Raw genomic sequence first — 20,326 nt, forward strand, 5'->3', positions numbered from 1 at the left:
GAAACTTCCAAACGGCGACACAGAACACGTCTACGAAAAAGTTGTTACTGCCCCTCAACAAAAACCGACTGAGCAATCTCCAACTACTAAAGCAACCAAAGAATTACCTAATACTGGTACGGAAGATCATGCAGCTTTGGCAACTCTAGGAGTACTTGGTTTGATGAGCGGATTTGGACTTGTGTCTCGCAAGAAAAAAGAAGACTAATTCTATACTCTAGATTCTAAGTAGTATCCATTAGTTTCTTAAACAAAAAACCAACTAATCATTAGATTAGTTGGTTTTTGTCTATTCTCGATTTTTCCAAGCTTGATAGCGGGTGTCGATCAAGAGTTGGGTTAGTCGTCCCATGGTTTCTCTTTCTTCGGGAGTGAGGGATTGAGCTTGGATAAAGAGATGATGAATGTGTTCAATGACCTTGAAGGAAGAAAGGTCGTTGATAGAGGAGATGCCTGCATCAAGAATAATTCCAAAAAAGAGGTCAAAGTAGAGCTGCAGTTCTTCGTCAGGAACTGTTTCAACCCATTCCTTGAAAGTAGTGTCGACTTGCTGGCTGTCACTATTGGTCTCGTCTAGTTGGACAAAGTGCTTGTCTTCAACCTGCCAACTAAAAGTGTCATGCTGAGCAAGGCCACCTAGAGCGGTGCTTCGAACGACGATTTTTTTGTCCGGAATTTCCAACATCATTCCGATGATAGACCCTTGCGGGATAAACACTTTCGTTCTTTCCATCATGTTTTGATAGCCTGGTGTTTCGGTTAGTTCCTTGTGAAGTCCAGGTGCATCAAAAGTATAGACAGAGATAATGTTTTTCTGCAAGTTTGGATCAAGTTGACTGGCAGCGTAGACAGCTAGATTGCCCCCTTTTGAGTGCCCTGCTAGGATAACCTTTTGGTTAGGGTGTTGAGCAAAAAAATTCTCTAAATACTGGAGGGCATGTTTTTGAGCTGGGATTTCCTTCATATAGGTCATATGGAAATCTTCTTTCCAACCGATGATGCTATCATCCGTTCCACGAAAGACAAGCAAATAGGTATCGAGACTGATACGATAAGTCATGGCTGCGAACTGTTTTTGCAATTCAGGATCGATATCATTGATAAAGTTTGAGAGCTTGCAATTTTTAAAGCGTTTGTGTTGAGCGAGCTGATCTAACAATTGGAGACGGTTCTTATTGGTCAGCATAGTCGTGTCTCTAGGGATTTGAGATGCAAGATCTATGAGGCGCTTTGGTTCTTGAGTGACTACATCATCAAAAGCAAGGTAGGTTAATTCAGTCAAGGCAAGAACATCTAACTCGTTCACGGGGAGGTCATAAAAGGAATCGTATGCTACATCATTTAAGTAGTCAAAAATATTGGCCATAAAAGCTCCTTTCTCTATGTTTATCCTACCACATTTACCTAGAATTAGCTAGTAGGGTTTGATTGAAATACATAGAAGATAGATTGCTCCTATTTCAAACCTCTAAACGAGCTTACTTGTATGTTTTTGCTATCAATCCCATTTTCCTTTAAAAAATTCTTCATCTCTTTAACATCATCAGGCTGACCTGTGATGAGATAGCTGGATTGATTGCCGTATTCATCAATAGTACGTTTTAAAAATTCTTGACTTTGAGAAAGTTCCTCGCTAGTTTTATAAGTAAAATTCGGTGTTTTTTGAGCCAGTTCTTTCATCTCATTATCGAAAATAGTAACTCCTTTGTCAAAATGGTTGAGAATAATCGGACATTTACCAGCCCATTCTTTGATAAGGGGGCGTAGAGCAGAAATGCCGACATCAGATGCAAAGCAAACTAGTGGCTTATTCGTATCTTTAACAGTCAATGAGGAATCCAGCCAACTCATCTCAATCTCACTGCCAGCCGGTAAATGTGTCAAGGTGTTCTTAAAGTTGCTTCCACTATTATGAGTCAAAATGAGAATTTCATCTTCATCAGGTGTGGAGGCAATGGTTAGCCATCGACTGGTTTGCTCTCCCTTAGCTTCATATTTACTAGCAGAAGACGAGATATCAGGGAGTGTAAACTTAGCATAAGCACCAGCTTTCCAGATTTGATGACTCGGTTTTGTGATATGAATTAAATATAGATCTCCGCTGGGGTTTTCAATGGATTTTATCGATAATGTCTGGCTTCGTCCAAGATATGCGATGGCACCCCAAGTTATAATACATAGCGCTCCAAGTGTTGATAGAATGATAATAAACATTTTTTTACCTCTTTTCATTTTTTATGACTCCTGTTCTTAATTTTATGAATGAACTATAAAAAAATTCATTCATATCTTTTCAAAAAATAAAGAAATCCATTCTTTATTTTAGAATTCCTTTAATGAAGTTGGTTGCAAGTATTTCAACAGTTTTGCTAATTTCTGGAAAATCTTTTTCCGTGATATGCATATCCATGTAGTAAAACAGATTATAAACCTGTAAGATATCTTGAATTTTTTCTGGCGAGTACCCTTCAGACTGCATACGATTTGTAAAAGTTTTAACTAGAAACTGATGAAATGGATTTGCGACTTTGCCTTCTTCCGAGGAATAGTAGCTGTGCAACTCATCTGCGATGGCAGGATTGTACCATTCTGCAAGGATTTTATTGGAAGAAACGAGAGTTCTGGACTGAGCAAATAGTTGACCAATGAGGTCGATCATGTCAATTTCCCAATCCAATTCTTCGATCATAGCTTGACGAACACGGTTGTTTTCATCTATATAGATGTCTAGAAAAATGGCTTCTTTACTCTCGTAATAGTTATAAAAAGAACCAACTGCAACACCAGCTTGCCTAGCGATTTCTGAAATTGCTGTTGCCTTGTAACCTTTTTTCGAAAAAACTTCATAGGCTGCTGTCTTTAAAGATTGTTTTTTGTCCAATATGATTTAACCTCCTTTGCTTCATGAATGAATAAACTTTTTCGTTCATTCATATTCTAACAAATCATGGCTAGCTTGTCAATAAGAAGGCTAGATCTATTAAATAAGTTAAAGAAACGCTAACTAAATGAGCACAGAAAGGAAAATATAGGATAAGGCTGGAACTATAGTTAAAAATAAGGTATGATATCAATGGGATGATTCTCTATTTAGCTTTTGTTTCCGAATCTGGATTTGAAAGATAAATAGCCAAATAGTTGAGTTACTAATTCATAGATTTTTTATTAAGGCTTTTGATATTTTGAACAAGAGTAAAGGAGGAGCGCATGCACAAGATTTTACTAGTAGAAGATGACCAAGTCATTCGGCAACAAGTGGGAAAACTGCTCTCTGAGTGGGGCTTTGAGGTCGTTTTGGTAGAAAACTTTATGGAAGTGCTGAGTTTATTTGTCCAGTCGGAGCCTCATTTGGTCCTCATGGATATTGGCCTGCCTCTTTTTAATGGTTACCACTGGTGTCAGGAGATTCGCAAGATTTCTAAGGTACCCATCATGTTTCTGTCTTCGAGAGATCAGGCTATGGATATTGTCATGGCGATTAATATGGGAGCGGATGACTTTGTAACTAAGCCTTTTGACCAGCAGGTCCTCCTTGCCAAGGTTCAGGGCTTGTTGCGCCGTTCCTATGAGTTTGGGCGGGATGAAAGTTTGCTAGAGTATGCAGGTGTGATTCTCAATACCAAGTCTATGGACCTGCACTATCAGGGGGAAGTATTGAGTTTGACCAAGAATGAATTTCAAATTTTGCGGGTCTTGTTTGAACATGCTGGCAATATCGTGGCGCGTGATGACCTGATGCGGGAACTCTGGAATAGCGACTTTTTCATCGATGACAATACCTTGTCTGTCAACGTTGCTCGCTTGCGTAAAAAGTTGGAGGAGCAAGGTTTAGCAGGGTTTATCGAAACTAAGAAAGGGATAGGATACGGACTGAAACATGCTTGATTGGAAACCATTTTTTCTAGCCTATCTGCGTTCACGTAGTCGCATCTTTGTCTATATTATTTCGTTGGGTTTTCTTGTCCTACTCTTTCAGTTTCTGTTTGCTAGTCTAGGAACTTATTTTCTTTATTTCTTTCTGCTCAGTAGTTTTTTGACCTTCCTATTTTTGGCTTGGGATATGTTTGCAGAGGCTCAGGTTTACAGACAGGAAGTACTCTATGCTGAGAGAGACCCAAAGTCTCCTCTGGAATGTGCGCTAGCAGAAAAACTCGAAGAGCGTGAGTCTGAATTGTATCAAAAGAAGTCGGAAGCGCAGAGCAAGCTGACGGATTTGCTTGATTACTACACCTTATGGGTTCACCAGATCAAGACACCCATTGCAGCGAGTCGACTTTTAGTAGCAGAAGTCTCTGATCGTGAGGTCAAGCAGCAACTGGAACAGGAAATCTTTAAGATTGACTCCTATACCAATCTAGTGTTGCAGTACCTTCGTTTAGAAAGCTTCCACGATGACTTGGTATTTGAACAGGTTCAAGTGGAGGATCTGGTGAAGGAAGTGGTTCGCAAGTATGCCCTTTTCTTTATCCAAAAAGGACTTACGATCAATCTCCATGACCTTGACAAAATTATCTTGACCGATAAGAAGTGGTTGTTGGTCGTCATTGAACAAATCCTCTCAAACAGCCTCAAATACACCAAGGAAGGTGGTTTGGAAATCTATATGGAAGGTCAGGAGCTTTGTATCAAGGATACGGGAATCGGGATAAAAAATAGCGATGTCCTCCGAGTCTTTGAACGTGGCTTTTCAGGCTATAATGGGCGTTTGACCCAGCAATCATCTGGACTTGGCCTCTATCTATCTAAGAAAATTTCTGAAGAACTGGGCCACCAGATTCGTATCGAGTCTGAGGTTGGGATAGGAACAACCGTTCGCATTAAATTTTCCAATAGGAATCTGATGATTGAGTAAGCATAGTTGATGATAACCTTATCCATCTGTGGAATTTTTGTTCTAGTCTATATCTCTATTTTCATGATAACGTTTAGAAGTTACCGTAAGATTGTCCAGATGTAAAAAATATTACACTAGGAAACGACTAGAATATAGTCAAACAATAAAAGAGGCAAAAATGAAAGAAAGTTATTTTGACGGAGGAATCATAGATTATATTGGATACTCTATCTTAGTAGCCATAATTTTCGGGCTTACCTTGGGGATCGCAACACCTTGGGCGGTTTGCATGATGAAAAATTGAAAACCAAACACACGGTAGTAGATAGTCAACGTCTATACTTTGACGGGACTGGAACACAACTATTCGGCAACTGGATCAAGGGGTTTCTTCTAACTATCATCACGTTTGGGATCTATGGCTTCTGATTGCAAATCAAAATGAAGCAATGGATTGTCGAACACACCAATCATATTTAAAGAAAAAAACGGCATCTTCTTTCAGAGGAGATACCGTTTTTTTCTTTTTCGTATAAGGAAACAAAAGTTTCTTCCTTTCTCTATCTGTTCAATTGATAGATTTCTTTGGAGAAAGACTGTAAAATTTTTGATATAATGTTAAGGATAGACTGACGGATGCTTACAGGATAATTTTCAAAAAAATAACAGGTGGGAATTAAAATATGTAAGATTGAAAAGGAGTCTCTCTGCCATCATCCATGCAGAAACGAGATTATATGAAATAAAAGGAGTAACCAATGACCAGAAATTATTCAACACGTGAATACCGTGAGAAATTATATGATGATCTTCATGTTCGATTAAGAGATATAGTGATTTTGATGTGTGCGATTTTTATTGCCTCTATAGGTCTAAATATGAATTCAACAGCTGTCATTATTGGAGCCATGCTGATTTCCCCTCTTATGACACCGATTGTTGGACTGGGTTTTGGTTTAGCTATTTTTGATACCCGTTTAATCAAACAATCTCTAGAGGTTTTATTTACTCAAGTATTTGTCAGCTTGCTTGTCTCGACTCTGTATTTCTGGATTTCTCCCTTATCTTATGCAAGTAGCGAACTGATTGCACGAACCTCTCCAACCATTTGGGATGTTCTCATTGCTATTGCTGGTGGGATAGCAGGTGTAATTGGGTCAAGGAAAAAAGAAGCAAATAATATCGTGCCAGGAGTAGCCATTGCAACAGCTCTGATGCCACCTATCTGTACTGCGGGCTATGGTTTAGCTAATGGAAATGTACGATTTTTATTTGGGGCTCTCTATCTTTTCTTGATCAACTGTGTCTTTATCATGCTAGCCAACATTGTTGGAACAAGAATTTTGATGAGAAAATCTCCCTTAAGTTCATTTAAAGAGCTAAACATTAAAATGAAAATTGGCTTGACATCCTTGATTGTATTATTGGTTCTTCCAGCCAGTTATTCAGCAGTCACTCTGTCGATAGAACAAGCGAGAAAAGAAGGAATCAAACAGTTTATAGCAAAAGAGTTCGCCAATCACACGGTCATTAACCAAGTCTACAAGTCAAGGAACAATGAATTGGTCTTGACGGTTGTTGGAGATCCGATTTCAGACGAAGAATTAGAAACGCTCCATCAAAAACAAGCCTCTTACGGTATTCAATCTGTTCAATTGAAAATCAATCAAGTCCATAATTCACCAAAATTAGATAGTGAGATGACCAAGGAATTTTACGAAAACATTAACAAGTATATCGATCAAAAACTCTCTGAAAAGGATTCACAAAAAGATCTCGTAAAAGAAAATGAAGCAGATAAGGATTGAGGATATTGCCCTTTTCTAACTCATGGAAGCAAGTTTTGGGAGGATATCCTATATCCAGCAGTTAGTGGATAGAAAGGATTGTTTATGAGGATACCATTTGTGGTGGTTTAACCAATCACTACTAGCTCAGGTTAAATAGAATATAAAAAAGCAACAACTGAAATAGTTGTTGCTTTTTCTTACTGAAAAATGTTTCTCAGACTGTAATCGTTTTATTTCTCAACACGAGATTTGTTGGCGATATCAGCAAGGATTGCTGCTACAAACTTATCTACTGGGACAGTTTGTGTTTCTTTTTGGCCATAGCGACGAACATTGACTGTTCCGTCTTCCATTTCCTTATCCCCAACAATCAATTGGTAAGGAATCTTGCTGGTTTGTGAAGCACGAATCTTGAACTGCATTTTTTCATTGCGCTCATCCACATCAGCACGGACACCGCGGTCACGGAGTTTCTTAGCTACTTCCCAAGCGTAGTCCACATGTTTTTCGTTAGAAACTGGGATGAGGGTTACTTGGTGTGGTGCAAGCCATGTTGGGAAGGCACCCTTGTAGTTTTCAATCAAGATCGCTGTGAAGCGTTCCATAGTTGAGATAACTCCACGGTGAATCATAACTGGACGGTGCTCTTCACCGTCAGCTCCAATATATTTGAGGTCGAAGCGTTCTGGAAGCAAGAAGTCAAGCTGGATAGTAGAAAGTGTTTCTTCTTTACCAAGGGCAGTCTTAACCTGGACATCCAATTTTGGTCCGTAGAAGGCTGCTTCGCCCTCAGCTTCAAAGTAGTCGACACCCATTTCATCAAGGGCTGCACGAAGCATGGTTTGGGCATTTTCCCACATCTCATCGTTGTCAAAGTACTTGTGAGTATCTTGAGGGTCACGAAGAGAGAGACGGAAGCGGTATTCAGTCAAGTTGAAGTCTTCGTAAACATCGATAATCAACTGAAGGGCACGTTGGAATTCTTCTTGGATTTGTTCTGGAGTCACAAAGAGGTGACCGTCGTTAAGAGACATTTCGCGTACACGTTGAAGACCAGTAAGGGCACCAGATTTTTCATAGCGGTGCATCATACCGATTTCAGCGATACGGATTGGCAACTCACGGTATGAGTGAACATGGTGTTTGAAGACTTGGATGTGGTGTGGGCAGTTCATTGGACGAAGAACAAATTCTTCACCGTCCCCCATGTCCATGGTTGGGAACATATCTTCTTGGTAGTGATCCCAGTGACCAGAAGTCTTGTAAAGCTCCACAGAAGCAAGTGGTGGAGTGTAGACGTGTTGGTAGCCAGAAGCCAACTCCTTGTCGACGATGTAGCGTTCCAATTCACGACGAATAGTTGCACCATTTGGCAACCAGAATGGCAAACCTTGTCCGACTTCTTGGGAAATCATGAAGAGGTCAAGCTCTTTACCAAGTTTACGGTGATCGCGTTCTTTAGCTTCTTCACGCATTTGAAGGTAGTTTTTCAAGTCTTTCTTGTCAAACCAGGCTGTACCGTAGATCCGTTGCATCATCGCGTTGTCGCTATTTCCACGCCAATAAGCACCTGCTACATGGAGAAGGTGGAAGATTTGGATACGGCCTGTTGATGGGACGTGAGGTCCACGGCAAAGGTCCACGTATTCACCCTGACGGTAGATAGTCAAACCGCCTTCGTCCTCAGAGTGTTCTTCGATCAATTCCAATTTATAAGGGTCGTTTTTGAAGATTTCACGTGCCTCATCTTTCGATACTTCCTCACGGATAGATGGGAAGTTTTCTTTGACGATTTTTTGCATTTCTTCTTCGATACGAGGCAGGTCTTCGTTAGAGATTTGACCAGCAGTATTGTCGGTATCGTAGTAGAAGCCATCTTCGATAGCAGGACCGACTCCCAAGTGAATGTCTGGGAAAAGGCGACGAGCTGCTTGGGCAAACAAGTGAGCAGCTGAGTGACGCAAGATCGGAAGGGCATCTTCGTGATCAGGTGTCACGATTTCGATGCTTCCATCTTCAGTGATAGCACGAGTCGTGTCGATGAGTTTGCCGTTGAATTTACCAGCCAAGGCTTTTTTAGCTAGGGAATTGCTGATAGATTGGGCAATTTCAAAAGTAGTAACGCCAGATTCGAATTCACGAACAGCGCCATCTGGGAAAGTAATCTTAATCATGGTTTTCTCCTTAAATATTTATCGTATTTTTATAACTGAGGTTTGAAGAAGTGGGAAGCTAGATATCAATAAAGAATGATCACAATTGATTTGCTAAATCAATTTCATTTTAACTTTTTCAGTCTGAAAATAAAGAAAAGCGTAGAAATACATAGATAGCATACCAAGGAAAGGATGAGAGACAGATATTCCTCCTGAGTCATCTCGCCTCTCATGTATATCCTTATCGGATAGCTTTTTATCGCATTGACCAAATAGATACCAGCTGTCAAACTGAAAAGATATCCTGTTGTAATGAGTTTCTTGTTGTTGAAAAACATTAAGATACCAAGAAAGGGGGCAAGGAATGGTAAGAGAGGAATGAGTAGAAAAAATGAAAAGACGACAATATTTTCCGTCCCCCATAGACTGAGCGTATTTATTAGCCAGACATAGACTAAAAGGAAGGCACAAGCGATTATCCAAGATAATATTTTCTTCAAATCTATCACCTCATTTCAGTTCTTGGGTAAATTTCATTTTAACTTTGGCGTAACTACTCTCCAAACAAAAAACGACATCCTAAAAGGACGTCGCAACGTGGTTCCACCTTCATTTATGCACAACAAAAACTGTTGACACCTCTGATTGGCTTTAACGTAGCCACCGTTTTATGTTTTCATAAAAGTCAGTAGAGTAGTATCAGTTTAGGCTTTCTATGCGTTTCCAGCAACCACGCACTCTCTAGTAGAAAGGGACTAAGTGACTTGTCTCTATGCATTATTATAGCATGATTGCGAGAATTTTCAAGGTTTTTTTATAATTTTTTTATTTTTCTCTCGCTGGAAGACATGCTTGATCCCCACACCAGAAGCCAACCCAAGTAGGGTAAAGATTTCGTAAGCTAGGAAATAAAGCAGAATGAATTCACCAAAGGTGATGATGGTAAAGCAATAGAGCAGACCAATACCGAGTAGCCACCAAAGTGAGAAATGAAAACGATAGCTATAAAGTAGTGATACGATAAAGGTTACCAGAGGTGAAAAGAGGATGATGTTGTAAATGTACAGTCCCTTCAGTGTATATGGGTCAGAGATGAGTAGAGAGAGGAGTTCATAGAGTGGCCAGTAAAAAAAGAAAATGACAAGGTAGAATGGGATATACTTAAGATAATTCCGCATGGCAATAGTCCTCCAATCTGGAAAAATTGAGAGATATTGTGGACCACATAATCCTAAATGAAGGGGAAGTTTCTACTTATATTATAGCACGATTTGGAGGCTCTTACAATTTAATCCAGTGATCAGTGATAGTGATCTTTTCGAGTGTTTTCTGTTATAATACTAACAAAAGAAGGAAAATAAGGAGAAAGAATGACCAAAATAGCAGTTCTTTCAGACATACATGGAAATACGACAGCTTTGGAAGCTGTTCTGGCTGATGCTAAGGCGGCAGAGGTAGACGAGTACTGGCTTTTAGGGGATATTCTGATGCCAGGGACAGGACGTAGAAGGATCTTGGACCTCTTAGCTAGCTTGCCTATTACAGTAAGAGTTCTGGGAAATTGGGAGAATAGTCTCTGGCGAGGTCTGCATCGCAAGTTAGACCCTACAAAAGCGAGCCATCGTTATCTCCTGCGTCAAAGTCAGTACATTTTAGAAGAGATTAGCCCTAAAGAAATCGAAGACCTCAATAATCAACCCCTGCAAGTTCATCGTCAGTTTGGTGATTTGATGGTGGGAATCACACACCATCTCCCTGATAAAAACTGGGGTAGAGAGTTGATTCATACGGGAAAACAAGAAGATTTTGATAGATTGGTGACGAATCCACACGCCTCTATCGCAGTATATGGCCATATTCATCAACAGTTGCTTCGTTACGGAAGTGATGGACAGTTGATTCTCAATCCAGGTTCCATTGGACAACCCTTTTTTTTAGATGCGAAGTTGCGTAAGGACCTACGGGCTCAGTATATGATTTTAGAGTTTGATGAAGCCGGTTTGTCTGATGTTGATTTTCGTCGAGTGGATTATGATGTAGAAGCTGAATTGCAGTTGGCTAAAGATTTGAAGCTCCCCTATTTCCAGGTCTACTATGAAAGTTTGGTAAATGGGATTCACCATACTCATAATCACGAATTGTTAGGTCAGATTAGTGAACAAGAAGGTTATGATCAGGATGTTGAACTCTGGATGGAAAGAGACAAGAAAGATTGGTTTTAAGAGGACTTCTAGCTAGAAATAAGATAGTCTAGGAACTGTTGTTTTCCGATAAGTCGAACTGGATACGAATTGACGGCTTCTCAAATATATGTTAGAATAACGGAATATAAATAATTTGAATCTCATACTAATTGATATTCAAAATAAGAGGAGACAGATAATGAAACCAGAAGAGTTACACGCTATTGCCTCGGAGTTGGGCATGCAATTTGACGAAGATTCGCGTAGTATTTATGGCACGCAGTCAGGCTACTTGCTATTGCTACATGAAACAGAAGTAAAAAATCAGTTTCGACTTTGTGTCAGTGTGAGTTTGAATGGCAATCCTGCGGATTCAGAAGAAAACGAATTGGTTTGGGATGAGTTTAAGAGTGAATCTCTTCCAAACTTGTCGACCTTGTCTATCAACCAGTACCTTGTTTCTTTTGTTGTAAAAGGTGCCATGCGCAAATCAAAAACAATTGAAAAGTTACAGACGCTCATAACAGACCTCGTTGCATTCCTTGAAACCCATCATTTCGTCCAAGTCTGTGCCTACAGTGGTCAGGAAGGCCCCGTTGGTCTCTATCAATTAGGTGATTCAATTTTCCTTATCAACGAGGAAAGCTATCAATTGCTGAAGAGCAACCTTCAGATTGAGGTGGATTCTTATCAAAACCAGAAGGAAAATGTTCTTCTTGGAGCAGTCGGTGCCTTGCTTGGAGCCTTGATTGGTGGAGCAGTTGCTCTATTTATCGCGCGCCTAGGTTATGTAGCTATGGTAGCGGGTATTGTTCTGGGGATTTGTACCATTAAAGGATATGAAATCCTTGGAAGAAAGGTATCTCGAAAGGGGATTGTAATTTCCTCTATTTGGATGGTGATTACTGTCTTTCTAGTGAATCAAATTGATTTGGCGATGGAAGTCGTTTCCAAACTAGGGGTTGAGTTTGCCTTTGCTTTCCGAGTGGTGAATGAATTAATCTTTAGCGGTGATTTCCCAGATAACTATTTTTATAATCTAGCTATGTTAGCTGTGTTTACCTTAGTTGGTGCTGGGGTGTCTATCAGCTCGGTTTGGTCAAGTCATAAAACAAAAGGGATTGTCCGTAAAATTGCATAAAAAATAAGTCTTTGTATTTCCTCCGCCGTTCCGGTTACCAAGAGGGATACAGGACTTTTTGCATGGAGAAGATAATCAGTCTATAATATTTGACAGGAAAACCAAAAACGGTATAATGTTTATACGGGAAAAGATGAATAAAATATCAATGAAAGGAGAAGAAGATGCAAATTTCAAGCCGATTTACCATTGCGACCCATATGATGATTATTATTGCAATGCAGGATACAGATAGTAAAGTAACCAGTGATTTTCTTGCGGCCAGTGTCGGAGTCAATCCAGTCATTATCCGTAAGACTTTATCACAACTTAAAAAAGCTGGATTGATTTCAGTTGCTCGTGGTACGGGAGGAACTGAGATAATAAAAGACCTTCAAGAGATCAATTTGTTGGATGTTTACCAAGCTGTAGAGTGTTTAGGAAAATCTGGTAAGCTCTTTAGTTTCCATGACAATCCAAATCCTAATTGCCCAATTGGTGCGAATATCCATGCGGTCTTGGACCAAAAGCTGTTCGATGTTCAAGCAGCTATGGAAAGCCAACTGCGTCAGACAAGTCTGGCTCAGGTTGTAGCCGATGCTCAGAATAAACTGTCTAAGTAAGAGGACTAAGGTCCTCTTTTTCTATTGCTATAATTATGGTACAATGTAGTCATCAAAGGAGGAGACTATGTACTTTATCACAGGATTTTTTGTCCTACTTTTTCTCGTTTCGTTTTTTAGAGACAATCGTAGTCTCTGGAATCCAGCTCTCTTACTTTTATCTCTGCTTTTTTCTTATATGTCCATTGCCAATCTTTTTTACGAAGTTGGACAGAAAGAAGTGCACATGGTTTTCTTTGCAGGGATTTTTCTTCTGCTGCCTTTTTTAGTTTTTCTAAGTGGTTTTTTCCTTATTTATAATGGATTTGTGTTATTGAAAAAAGAAGGAAAATCCAAGGCAAATTATTTGTCTCTAGGATTAGGTTGCGTGATTTTATTCTTTTTTGTGATCATGGCGATTCGAGTGAGCGATACCAAGGGCTTGTTTTACACCAATCATCTAGTGAATATTATCTTTTTCTTTTTGATTTATTCGTATTTGATTTTTGGTTTTGCCTTTGCAGGATTTCTGCTTTATTCCATTCTGTATCTTTTCATTCCTAAGAAAAAATATTATGATTTTATCATCATTCACGGAGCAGGCTTGTTGAATGGAGAAAAAGTCACTCCCTTACTAAAGAGTCGCATTGACAAGGCAGTAGAAGCTTATCACCAGTCTCTCAATCCCAATGTTAAAATCATAGCAAGTGGTGGTCAAGGTGGGGATGAGAAGATTTCCGAGGCTCAGGCAATTTGTAATTATTTGCTTGAAGAGACGGATGTTCCGAGAGAAGCGATTCTCCTAGAGGAAGACTCAACGACGACCTATGAGAATCTTCTCTTCTCAAAAGAAATGGGAGAGAAGCTGGTGGCCAGTCCACGTTTTCTCTTTGTGACCAATGATTACCATGTTTTTCGTACCAGTACCTATGCTCGCCGTATTGGGATGAAGGGAGATGGTCTTGGTTGCCGTACAGCCGCCTACTATATCCCATCGGCCTTTATCAGAGAATACATTGTTCTATGTGTGAAGATGAGATGGCTTTTTCTCGCCTTCTATATTTTATTAATTTTAGCTCTGATTTTCTCCTATAGAGGTGTTCTATGGTAATATGTAAAATTCATATTGTAATTCTTGTTAGAATCTCTAAAAAAATCTTGTAGTAACCCTAAGGGAAAAATTGTCACTAGTAATGAAAGAGCAGGGTAAGTGATTGTGAGTGCGGTTTTTGGAACGGTTTCATGATTGCTCGTCAATCAATTGAACAATTTCTAACCTAGTTGTAGATTTTCAGAGAGAGTCAAAAATAGGCAACTGAATATGAGTAGACTAGAATTTTACAGTCAACGACAAATAAAAATGTGAACAGCAACAGAGGTTCACATTTCATTTTTTACTCATGGCAAAATGGCCTTTAGTTGGTTCAGGATGGTTTGTAAGGTCACGACCGCTTGTTCTCCTTGTTGCGGTTGGTAGAGTAGTTGGAAATACTTGCGAATAGTTTCTTCAAATTGCTTAGGGAGGAGAGTACAATGGGTCTTTGCGTACTCCAACATTCGTTTTTCACCAGGATGGGTTTGCTCATTGAGCGCAAATAACAAGTCAAAGTAGGAAGCGAAAAATTCACTCGTACGATGATTCATACTGAGAAGATCTTGACGCTTGATAGCTTTTTCTATTTGGTGAGAGAAGGCAGGCATGGCATGGTCTAGCAAAAGGAGTTGCCTTTCGATGATATGCTTTTTGAGTTCCTGTGGATAGGGAATCTGGTAAGTCTTTTGGAGAGAAGCATAGTGTCCATTCGGGTCGTATAAAATCTTGCTGTGGAGTAGATTATGCCACATGCAAGTTGTATAAGCATTTTGAGCTTTGTGTTGAAAAACGGTTGAGTTCAATTCCTGTTCAAACGACTCCAGCGAACGATAAATCAACTCGATTTCGATACCGTTGTTTAGTACGCAGTCATCTTCTAATTCCCAAAACTGGTTTCCAATTTCCATATAGGAGCAGTATTTACTCAAAATTTTGAGGCGAGTCGCCTCATCAATTGAAGAGTTGAGATAGACATAAACGTCATAGTCAGAATTTTGATCGTAGGCTTGTCCTGCACGAGAACCACCAAGAGCAATAGCTTCTACTTGTTCCAGTTGAGAGAATTCTTTGCAAAGTTCGTGGATCATGATTTTTCTCCTTGCTTTATGGTTTTAAAGTCATTTTACCAAAAAGTAAAACGTTTGCATAGCATTGAGTTACTCTTTTTCATTTATAGCAAAAAATGTGAACCCTTGTTTTGAGTTCACATTTCTTTTTTATTCTGCTGCTTGTTGCCAACGTTTTGCTAGCTTATGAGACAGGCTGGAAATAGCAAAGTTAAAGATAAAGTAAATCAAGGCAATCAGGATATAAAGACTGAAAACCTGCTCTGGTTCGAAATAGCGTCCCATGAGAATTTGACTGGCTCCAAAGAGTTCTTGTAGGGCGATAACAGAGTAGAGAAGGCTGGTATCCTTAATCACAGTTACAAACTGAGAAATGATGGCTGGCAACATTTTACGGATAGCTTGTGGGAGAATGATGTAGTAGAGGATTTGCGCAGAGGTGAATCCTTGCGACATTCCTGCTTCGTACTGGCCCTTGTCCACGGCATTGAGACCACCTCGGATAATCTCAGCCAGGGCTGCTGAGGTAAAGAGGGTAAAGGCAGTGATACCTGCTGGTGTGGACTTCATCTTAAACACCAAAAAGATGGTGAAAATCCAGAGGAGGTTGGGAACGTTACGTACAAACTCGATATAAATGCTGGAGATGATCCGTAAGACAGGATTTTTCCCATTTCTAATGACGGCTAGTACTGTTCCGATAAGGGTCGAGAGGACGATAGCAATCAGAGAAATGTAGAGAGTTAAGCCGAATCCTTTAAAGATAAAGACTAGGTTATCTGGGGTCAAAACTTCTAAAATAGATTCCATAGTAACCTCCTAAAGTGAATAGGCTTTTTTGTTGGCTTGCTCCATCTTGCGACCAAACTGGGCAACAGGGAAGCAAAGAGCAAAGTAGAGCAGGGCAGCACCTAAAAATGCTGGAATATAGTTTCCATTGAGAGCCGACCAAGACTTAGTCACAAACATCAAGTCTACTCCAGAGATGATAGCTACGGTAGAGGTGTTCTTGATGAGGTTAACGATTTGGTTGGTCAATGGAGGGAGAATGATACGGAAGGCCTGAGGCAAGATAATCAAGCGCATGGCACTGATATAGGTAAAACCTTGCGATAAGGCGGCCTCCATCTGACCGCTAGGAATAGACTGAATCCCTGAACGAATAACCTCAGCAATATAAGCGCCGTGATAGAGTCCCACACAAAGTACAGCTGTCCAATAAATCGGAATCATGATGGTGTGTTCACTGATAAGAGGCAAACCATAAAAGACGATGACAAACTGCACCAAGAGGGGAGTATTTTGGTAAAATTCGACAAAGATACGAGCCAAAACACGCAAGAATGGGCGTTTACTGGTTGACATGGCCCCGAAGAAGATGCCCAAAACCATGGCGAGGATAAAGGATCCAACCGCTAGGGCAAGGGTGAAGAGGAAACCATTGAAAAATTGTCCAAAATCCTGAAAATAGGCTGTCCAAGATGATAAATCTGTCATGGGGTGTCCTCCTTAATCTGCGGTATGGCTAGATGGTTTGAGCTTGTAACGGTCATAGAGTTTCTGCAAACTACCATCCTTGGTCCATTTAGTGACCAAGCTATCAAGATAGTCGTTTAGCTCGGTATTTGATTTTTTGGTGACGATACCGTAGTCAGATGGCTTGAAACTATCATCTAGTAGTTCTGTCCGTTTGCTGATGTAGCCGGACAGGATAGAGCGGTCCACGGAAAAGGCATCAATACGGTGAGCGTGAAGGGAAGTAATCAATTCTGGGTAGGAACCAAGTTCGACGAATTTAAAGGTTAGACCTTTCTTTTTGCCTAGTTCAGTAATCAGGCGTTGGGTGATGGAACCTTGGGCAACTCCAATCGTTTTACCGTTTAGATCTTCAATGCTTTTAATGTTGGCAGATTTGTTGACCAAAAAGCCAGAAGCGTCCGTATAGTAGGGACTGGTAAAGTTATAGAGTTTTTTACGTTCGTCTGTGATGGTGAAGGTTGCGATATCCATGTCGACCTGTTCGTTGTCTAGTAGTGGACCGCGGGTTTGAGCGGTAACAGGAACGTAGCGAATCTTGACCTTGAGTTCGTCTGCAATCATCTTGGCAAGGTCCGTTTCGATACCAGAATAAGTCCCTGTCTTGGGATCCTTGTAGCCAAAATTAGGAACGTCTTGTTTGACACCGACAACTAGTTCGCCTCTTTTTTGAATGTCTGCGACGCTGGTATCAGCCTGAACTGGTTTGGCAGCAGCAAGGATGAAAAGGCTAATCAATAATGCGGATAAAAAGAGTTTCTTTTTCATAGGCGCCTCCTTATTTGACTTTGTCACTTTCGTGGTTGATAATTTTGCTGAGGAATTGTTGGGCACGAGGTTCGCTTGGGTTGTCAAAAAAGTCATCGACATCTGTCGTATCCACCAAAACTTCTCCGTCTGCCATAAAGATGATGCGGTCCGCAACCTCTCGAGCAAAGCCCATTTCGTGGGTAACGATGATCATATTCATCCCGTCATGCGCCAGTTTCTGCATAACGGCCAGAACATCTCCAATAGTCTCAGGATCAAGGGCAGATGTTGGCTCATCAAAGAGAAGTAGCTCTGGATGCATAGCGAGTCCGCGTGCAATGGCAATCCGTTGTTTTTGTCCACCAGATAACGTGGCTGGATAGGAATCTTTCTTGTCCCACATATTTACAAATTCCAGATATTTTTGGGCTGTTTTTTCAGCTTCTTTTTTATCAATTCCTAGAACTTTTACGGGCGCTAGTGTTACATTTTCTAACACTGTTTTGTGTGGATAAAGATTAAAATGTTGAAAAACCATGCCGACTTCCTTACGAAGAGGAACTAAATCTTTTTGACTAGCACCTGCTACTTGGTGTCCATTGACGAGGAGACTTCCTTTGTCAACAGCCTCTAAACCATTGATCGTACGGATAAGAGTGGACTTCCCAGAGCCAGAAGGTCCAAGCAGGACAACAACTTGTCCTTTTTCAAAACGGAGATTGATGTCGCGGAGTGCGTGATAGTCTCCGTAATATTTTTCGACGTTTTTAAATTCTACTAAAGCCATGAGAGATCTCCTTTGTGTTAGATTTTATAACATGATTCTACAACAAAAGAATGTTCTTGTCAAATCATATCTGAAAAAAATTCACTAAAATGTTATAAAAAAGCAATCTGGATAGAGAAAATGCCTAAATCATGTTATAATGAAACGATAGAATTCTTAGAAAGAGTGGATGTTTTTTTGATAACTCCTACTTATGAATGGCAGTTTGCCCCGCAGGTTGAAGATGCGGATTTTACAAAGATAGCCAAGAAGGCTGGACTGGGTCCTGAGGTGGCTCGGTTATTATTTGAAAGAGGGATTCAGGATGAAGAAAGTCTAAAGAAGTTTTTAGAACCTTCTTTAGAGGACTTGCATGACCCTTATCTGCTCCATGATATGGATAAGGCAGTAGAACGGATTCGTCAGGCCATTGAAGAAGGGGAAAATATTCTAATCTATGGAGACTACGATGCGGATGGTATGACTTCAGCTTCTATTGTTAAGGAAAGTTTGGAACAGCTTGGTGCCGAGTGCCGTGTTTATCTGCCAAATCGCTTTACCGATGGCTATGGTCCCAATGCCAGTGTCTATAAATACTTTATCGAGCAAGAGGGGATTTCCTTGATTGTGACGGTGGATAATGGAGTTGCTGGTCACGAGGCCATTGAAATGGCCCAGTCTATGGGAGTGGATGTCATTGTGACCGACCATCATTCTATGCCGGAAACCCTTCCTGATGCCTATGCGATTGTTCACCCTGAACATCCAGATGCGGACTATCCTTTCAAACAGTTGGCTGGTTGTGGAGTGGCTTTCAAGCTAGCTTGCGCCCTTTTAGAAGAAGTGCAAGTGGAGCTACTCGATTTGGTAGCCATCGGAACTATTGCCGATATGGTGAGCTTGACGGATGAAAATCGTATTTTGGTTCAATATGGTCTGGAAATGTTGGGGCATACTCAGCGCATCGGTCTGCAAGAAATGCTAGACATGGCTGGGATTGCTGCTAATGAAGTAACAGAAGAAACGGTTGGATTCCAGATTGCCCCTCGTTTAAATGCCTTAGGCCGCTTGGACGATCCCAATCCTGCCATTGATTTGTTGACTGGCTTTGATGATGAGGAAGCGCATGAGATTGCCCTCATGATTCATCAGAAAAACGAAGAGCGCAAGGAAATCGTTCAGTCAATCTACGAAGAAGCTAAGACCATGGTGGATCCTGAGAAGAAGGTCCAGGTTTTGGCCAAGGAAGGCTGGAATCCTGGCGTTTTGGGTATCGTTGCTGGTCGTTTGTTGGAAGAACTAGGGCAGACAGTTATCGTTCTTAATATAGAAGATGGTCGTGCCAAGGGTAGCGCTCGTAGTGTGGAAGCGGTCGATATTTTTGAAGCCTTAGATCCCCATCGCGACCTCTTTATCGCCTTTGGCGGCCATGCTGGTGCAGCAGGAATGACACTGGAAGTTGAGAAACTTTCAGATTTATCTCAGGTTTTGGAAGACTATGTCCGTGAAAAAGGTGCAGATGCTAGTGGTAAGAACAAGTTAAATCTAGATGAAGAGCTAGACTTGGAGACGCTTAGCTTGGAAACGGTCAAAAGTTTTCAACGCTTGGCACCTTTTGGAATGGACAATCAGAAACCTGTCTTTTATATCAAGGATTTTCATGTCGAAAGTGCCCGTACTATGGGGGCAGGCAATGCCCACCTCAAACTAAAAATTTCCAAGGGTGAGGCGAGTTTTGAAGTGGTGGCCTTCGGACAAGGTAGATGGGCGATGGAGTTTGCTCAAACCAAGAATCTAGAATTGGCAGTCACTCTGTCTGTTAACCAATGGAATGGCCAAACTGCCCTCCAGTTGATGATGGTGGATGCGCGTGTAGATGGTGTTCAACTCTTTAACATTCGTGGGAAGAATGCAGTCTTGCCAGAAGGGGTTCCAGTCTTGGATTTTGCTGGAGAATTACCAGAATTAGCGACCAGTGAAGCGGTTGTTGTGAAAACCATTCCTGAGGATATTAGCCTGCTGAAGACTGTTTTTCAAGAACAGCACTTCTCTGCTGTCTATTTCAAAAATGACATTGATAAAGCCTACTATCTGACAGGCTATGGGACTAGAGAACAGTTTGCTAAATTGTATAAGACTATTTACCAGTTCCCAGAGTTTGATATTCGCTACAAGCTCAAAGATTTGGCGACTTATCTCAATATTCAACAAATCTTGCTGGTCAAGATGATCCAAGTATTTGAAGAGCTGGGCTTTGTGACGATCAAAGATGGTGTCATGACAGTCAATAAAGAAGCGCCGAAAAGGGAAATTGCTGAAAGTCAGATTTACCAAAATCTCAAACAAACCGTTAAAGACCAAGAAATGATGGCGCTGGGTACCGTGCAAGAAATGTATGATTTTTTAATGGAGTAATAGATGGAAAGGGA

20 protein-coding genes and 2 pseudogenes are annotated in these 20,326 nt (G+C 40.7%); 11 read left to right on the forward strand and 11 right to left on the reverse strand.

Going from position 1 to position 20,326, the window contains the following annotated elements; translation table 11 throughout:
- On the forward strand, positions 1-208 hold a 208-nt coding region (locus A0739_RS08450; protein ID WP_155718978.1), incomplete at its 5' end, for an LPXTG cell wall anchor domain-containing protein.
- 81 nt (positions 209-289) lie between these two features.
- On the opposite strand, the gene A0739_RS08455 is transcribed toward A0739_RS08450, so the two are convergent.
- The 3 genes from A0739_RS08455 to A0739_RS08465 form a co-directional block, all read right to left on the reverse strand.
- Positions 290-1,366, reverse strand: a complete 1,077-nt coding sequence (locus A0739_RS08455; RefSeq protein WP_061587677.1) for a DUF2974 domain-containing protein — start codon at positions 1,364-1,366, stop codon at positions 290-292.
- An 89-nt stretch (positions 1,367-1,455) separates the two neighbouring features.
- Complete coding sequence (locus A0739_RS08460) at positions 1,456-2,232, reverse strand: ferredoxin reductase domain-containing protein (RefSeq protein WP_061587678.1); 777 nt, start codon at positions 2,230-2,232, stop codon at positions 1,456-1,458.
- A gap of 85 nt (positions 2,233-2,317) precedes the next feature.
- On the reverse strand, positions 2,318-2,887 hold the full coding sequence (locus A0739_RS08465) for a TetR/AcrR family transcriptional regulator (protein ID WP_061587679.1): 570 nt from the start codon (positions 2,885-2,887) through the stop codon (positions 2,318-2,320).
- Between the two features lie 320 nt (positions 2,888-3,207).
- On the opposite strand from A0739_RS08465, the gene A0739_RS08470 reads away from it, so the two are divergent.
- From A0739_RS08470 to A0739_RS08480, 5 genes and pseudogenes are all read left to right on the forward strand, one after another.
- Positions 3,208-3,885, forward strand: a complete 678-nt coding sequence (locus A0739_RS08470) for a response regulator transcription factor (protein ID WP_000548987.1) — start codon at positions 3,208-3,210, stop codon at positions 3,883-3,885.
- Positions 3,878-4,852, forward strand: a complete 975-nt coding sequence (locus tag A0739_RS08475) for a sensor histidine kinase (RefSeq protein WP_061587680.1) — start codon at positions 3,878-3,880, stop codon at positions 4,850-4,852. Before A0739_RS08470 ends, A0739_RS08475 begins: the two co-directional genes overlap by 8 nt.
- Positions 4,853-4,858: 6 nt before the next feature.
- Positions 4,859-4,957 (forward strand): annotated as a pseudogene (locus tag A0739_RS10845) (peptide ABC transporter); the annotation flags it as partial.
- A gap of 55 nt (positions 4,958-5,012) precedes the next feature.
- Positions 5,013-5,263: pseudogene (locus tag A0739_RS10360) on the forward strand (hypothetical protein).
- A 329-nt stretch (positions 5,264-5,592) separates the two neighbouring features.
- Positions 5,593-6,642, forward strand: a complete 1,050-nt coding sequence (locus A0739_RS08480) for a DUF389 domain-containing protein (RefSeq protein WP_000197793.1) — start codon at positions 5,593-5,595, stop codon at positions 6,640-6,642.
- A gap of 212 nt (positions 6,643-6,854) precedes the next feature.
- Here the strand turns inward: A0739_RS08480 and thrS are convergent, their stop codons facing one another.
- From thrS to A0739_RS08495, 3 genes are all read right to left on the reverse strand, one after another.
- Positions 6,855-8,798 carry a threonine--tRNA ligase gene (thrS, locus tag A0739_RS08485; RefSeq protein WP_061587681.1) on the reverse strand — a complete coding sequence of 648 codons (1,944 nt, stop codon included), beginning with the start codon at positions 8,796-8,798 and terminating at the stop codon, positions 6,855-6,857.
- A gap of 104 nt (positions 8,799-8,902) precedes the next feature.
- A complete protein-coding gene (locus A0739_RS10795) occupies positions 8,903-9,259 on the reverse strand; it encodes a hypothetical protein (RefSeq protein WP_025169031.1) in 357 nt (118 codons plus the stop codon).
- A gap of 324 nt (positions 9,260-9,583) precedes the next feature.
- The gene (locus A0739_RS08495) at positions 9,584-9,958 is read right to left on the reverse strand and encodes a hypothetical protein (protein ID WP_061587682.1); all 375 of its coding nucleotides are present in this window, start codon (positions 9,956-9,958) and stop codon (positions 9,584-9,586) included.
- A 192-nt stretch (positions 9,959-10,150) separates the two neighbouring features.
- Here A0739_RS08495 and A0739_RS08500 point away from each other — a divergent pair, with 192 nt between their 5' ends.
- From A0739_RS08500 to A0739_RS08515, 4 genes are all read left to right on the forward strand, one after another.
- Entirely contained in the window at positions 10,151-11,002 is an 852-nt protein-coding gene (locus A0739_RS08500; RefSeq protein ID WP_061587683.1) for a metallophosphoesterase family protein, read from the forward strand.
- Between the two features lie 160 nt (positions 11,003-11,162).
- Positions 11,163-12,104 carry a hypothetical protein gene (locus tag A0739_RS08505; protein WP_061587684.1) on the forward strand — a complete coding sequence of 314 codons (942 nt, stop codon included), beginning with the start codon at positions 11,163-11,165 and terminating at the stop codon, positions 12,102-12,104.
- 164 nt (positions 12,105-12,268) lie between these two features.
- Complete coding sequence (locus A0739_RS08510) at positions 12,269-12,706, forward strand: Rrf2 family transcriptional regulator (protein WP_061587685.1); 438 nt, start codon at positions 12,269-12,271, stop codon at positions 12,704-12,706.
- Between the two features lie 67 nt (positions 12,707-12,773).
- Positions 12,774-13,796, forward strand: coding sequence for a YdcF family protein (locus tag A0739_RS08515; RefSeq protein ID WP_061587686.1), 1,023 nt, complete (start codon positions 12,774-12,776; stop codon positions 13,794-13,796).
- A 287-nt stretch (positions 13,797-14,083) separates the two neighbouring features.
- Here the strand turns inward: A0739_RS08515 and A0739_RS08520 are convergent, their stop codons facing one another.
- From A0739_RS08520 to A0739_RS08540, 5 genes are all read right to left on the reverse strand, one after another.
- Positions 14,084-14,866 carry a DUF4037 domain-containing protein gene (locus A0739_RS08520; RefSeq protein ID WP_061587687.1) on the reverse strand — a complete coding sequence of 261 codons (783 nt, stop codon included), beginning with the start codon at positions 14,864-14,866 and terminating at the stop codon, positions 14,084-14,086.
- 129 nt (positions 14,867-14,995) lie between these two features.
- The gene (locus A0739_RS08525; protein WP_061587688.1) at positions 14,996-15,655 is read right to left on the reverse strand and encodes an amino acid ABC transporter permease; all 660 of its coding nucleotides are present in this window, start codon (positions 15,653-15,655) and stop codon (positions 14,996-14,998) included.
- 9 nt (positions 15,656-15,664) lie between these two features.
- Positions 15,665-16,342, reverse strand: coding sequence for an amino acid ABC transporter permease (locus A0739_RS08530; RefSeq protein WP_000131156.1), 678 nt, complete (start codon positions 16,340-16,342; stop codon positions 15,665-15,667).
- A 12-nt stretch (positions 16,343-16,354) separates the two neighbouring features.
- Positions 16,355-17,149, reverse strand: a complete 795-nt coding sequence (locus A0739_RS08535; protein ID WP_082243846.1) for a transporter substrate-binding domain-containing protein — start codon at positions 17,147-17,149, stop codon at positions 16,355-16,357.
- A 10-nt stretch (positions 17,150-17,159) separates the two neighbouring features.
- Positions 17,160-17,918 (reverse strand): amino acid ABC transporter ATP-binding protein, encoded by a 759-nt coding sequence (locus A0739_RS08540; RefSeq protein ID WP_061587689.1) that lies wholly within the window; start codon positions 17,916-17,918, stop codon positions 17,160-17,162.
- 177 nt (positions 17,919-18,095) lie between these two features.
- Here A0739_RS08540 and recJ point away from each other — a divergent pair, with 177 nt between their 5' ends.
- The gene (gene recJ / locus A0739_RS08545) at positions 18,096-20,312 is read left to right on the forward strand and encodes a single-stranded-DNA-specific exonuclease RecJ (RefSeq protein WP_061587731.1); all 2,217 of its coding nucleotides are present in this window, start codon (positions 18,096-18,098) and stop codon (positions 20,310-20,312) included.
- Positions 20,313-20,326: the final 14 nt, after the last annotated feature.

The organism is Streptococcus oralis, assembly GCF_001588645.1.
Lineage (GTDB): Bacteria > Bacillota > Bacilli > Lactobacillales > Streptococcaceae > Streptococcus > Streptococcus oralis_AB.

Excerpts from the sequence above, each read along its gene's own strand:
- A0739_RS08475 (WP_061587680.1), top strand. The coding sequence starts at position 3,878 with ATGCTTGATTGGAAACCATTTTTTCTAGCCTATCTGCGTTCACGTAGT.
- A0739_RS08455 (WP_061587677.1), bottom strand. The coding sequence starts at position 1,366 with ATGGCCAATATTTTTGACTACTTAAATGATGTAGCATACGATTCCTTT.
- A0739_RS08530 (WP_000131156.1), bottom strand. The coding sequence starts at position 16,342 with ATGACAGATTTATCATCTTGGACAGCCTATTTTCAGGATTTTGGACAA.
- A0739_RS08535 (WP_082243846.1), bottom strand. The coding sequence starts at position 17,149 with ATGAAAAAGAAACTCTTTTTATCCGCATTATTGATTAGCCTTTTCATC.
- A0739_RS08525 (WP_061587688.1), bottom strand. The coding sequence starts at position 15,655 with ATGGAATCTATTTTAGAAGTTTTGACCCCAGATAACCTAGTCTTTATC.
- A0739_RS08460 (WP_061587678.1), bottom strand. The coding sequence starts at position 2,232 with ATGAAAAGAGGTAAAAAAATGTTTATTATCATTCTATCAACACTTGGA.
- A0739_RS08520 (WP_061587687.1), bottom strand. The coding sequence starts at position 14,866 with ATGATCCACGAACTTTGCAAAGAATTCTCTCAACTGGAACAAGTAGAA.
- A0739_RS08470 (WP_000548987.1), top strand. The coding sequence starts at position 3,208 with ATGCACAAGATTTTACTAGTAGAAGATGACCAAGTCATTCGGCAACAA.
- A0739_RS08505 (WP_061587684.1), top strand. The coding sequence starts at position 11,163 with ATGAAACCAGAAGAGTTACACGCTATTGCCTCGGAGTTGGGCATGCAA.
- A0739_RS08510 (WP_061587685.1), top strand. The coding sequence starts at position 12,269 with ATGCAAATTTCAAGCCGATTTACCATTGCGACCCATATGATGATTATT.
- A0739_RS08495 (WP_061587682.1), bottom strand. The coding sequence starts at position 9,958 with ATGCGGAATTATCTTAAGTATATCCCATTCTACCTTGTCATTTTCTTT.
- A0739_RS08515 (WP_061587686.1), top strand. The coding sequence starts at position 12,774 with ATGTACTTTATCACAGGATTTTTTGTCCTACTTTTTCTCGTTTCGTTT.
- A0739_RS08540 (WP_061587689.1), bottom strand. The coding sequence starts at position 17,918 with ATGGCTTTAGTAGAATTTAAAAACGTCGAAAAATATTACGGAGACTAT.
- A0739_RS08480 (WP_000197793.1), top strand. The coding sequence starts at position 5,593 with ATGACCAGAAATTATTCAACACGTGAATACCGTGAGAAATTATATGAT.
- thrS (WP_061587681.1), bottom strand. The coding sequence starts at position 8,798 with ATGATTAAGATTACTTTCCCAGATGGCGCTGTTCGTGAATTCGAATCT.
- A0739_RS08500 (WP_061587683.1), top strand. The coding sequence starts at position 10,151 with ATGACCAAAATAGCAGTTCTTTCAGACATACATGGAAATACGACAGCT.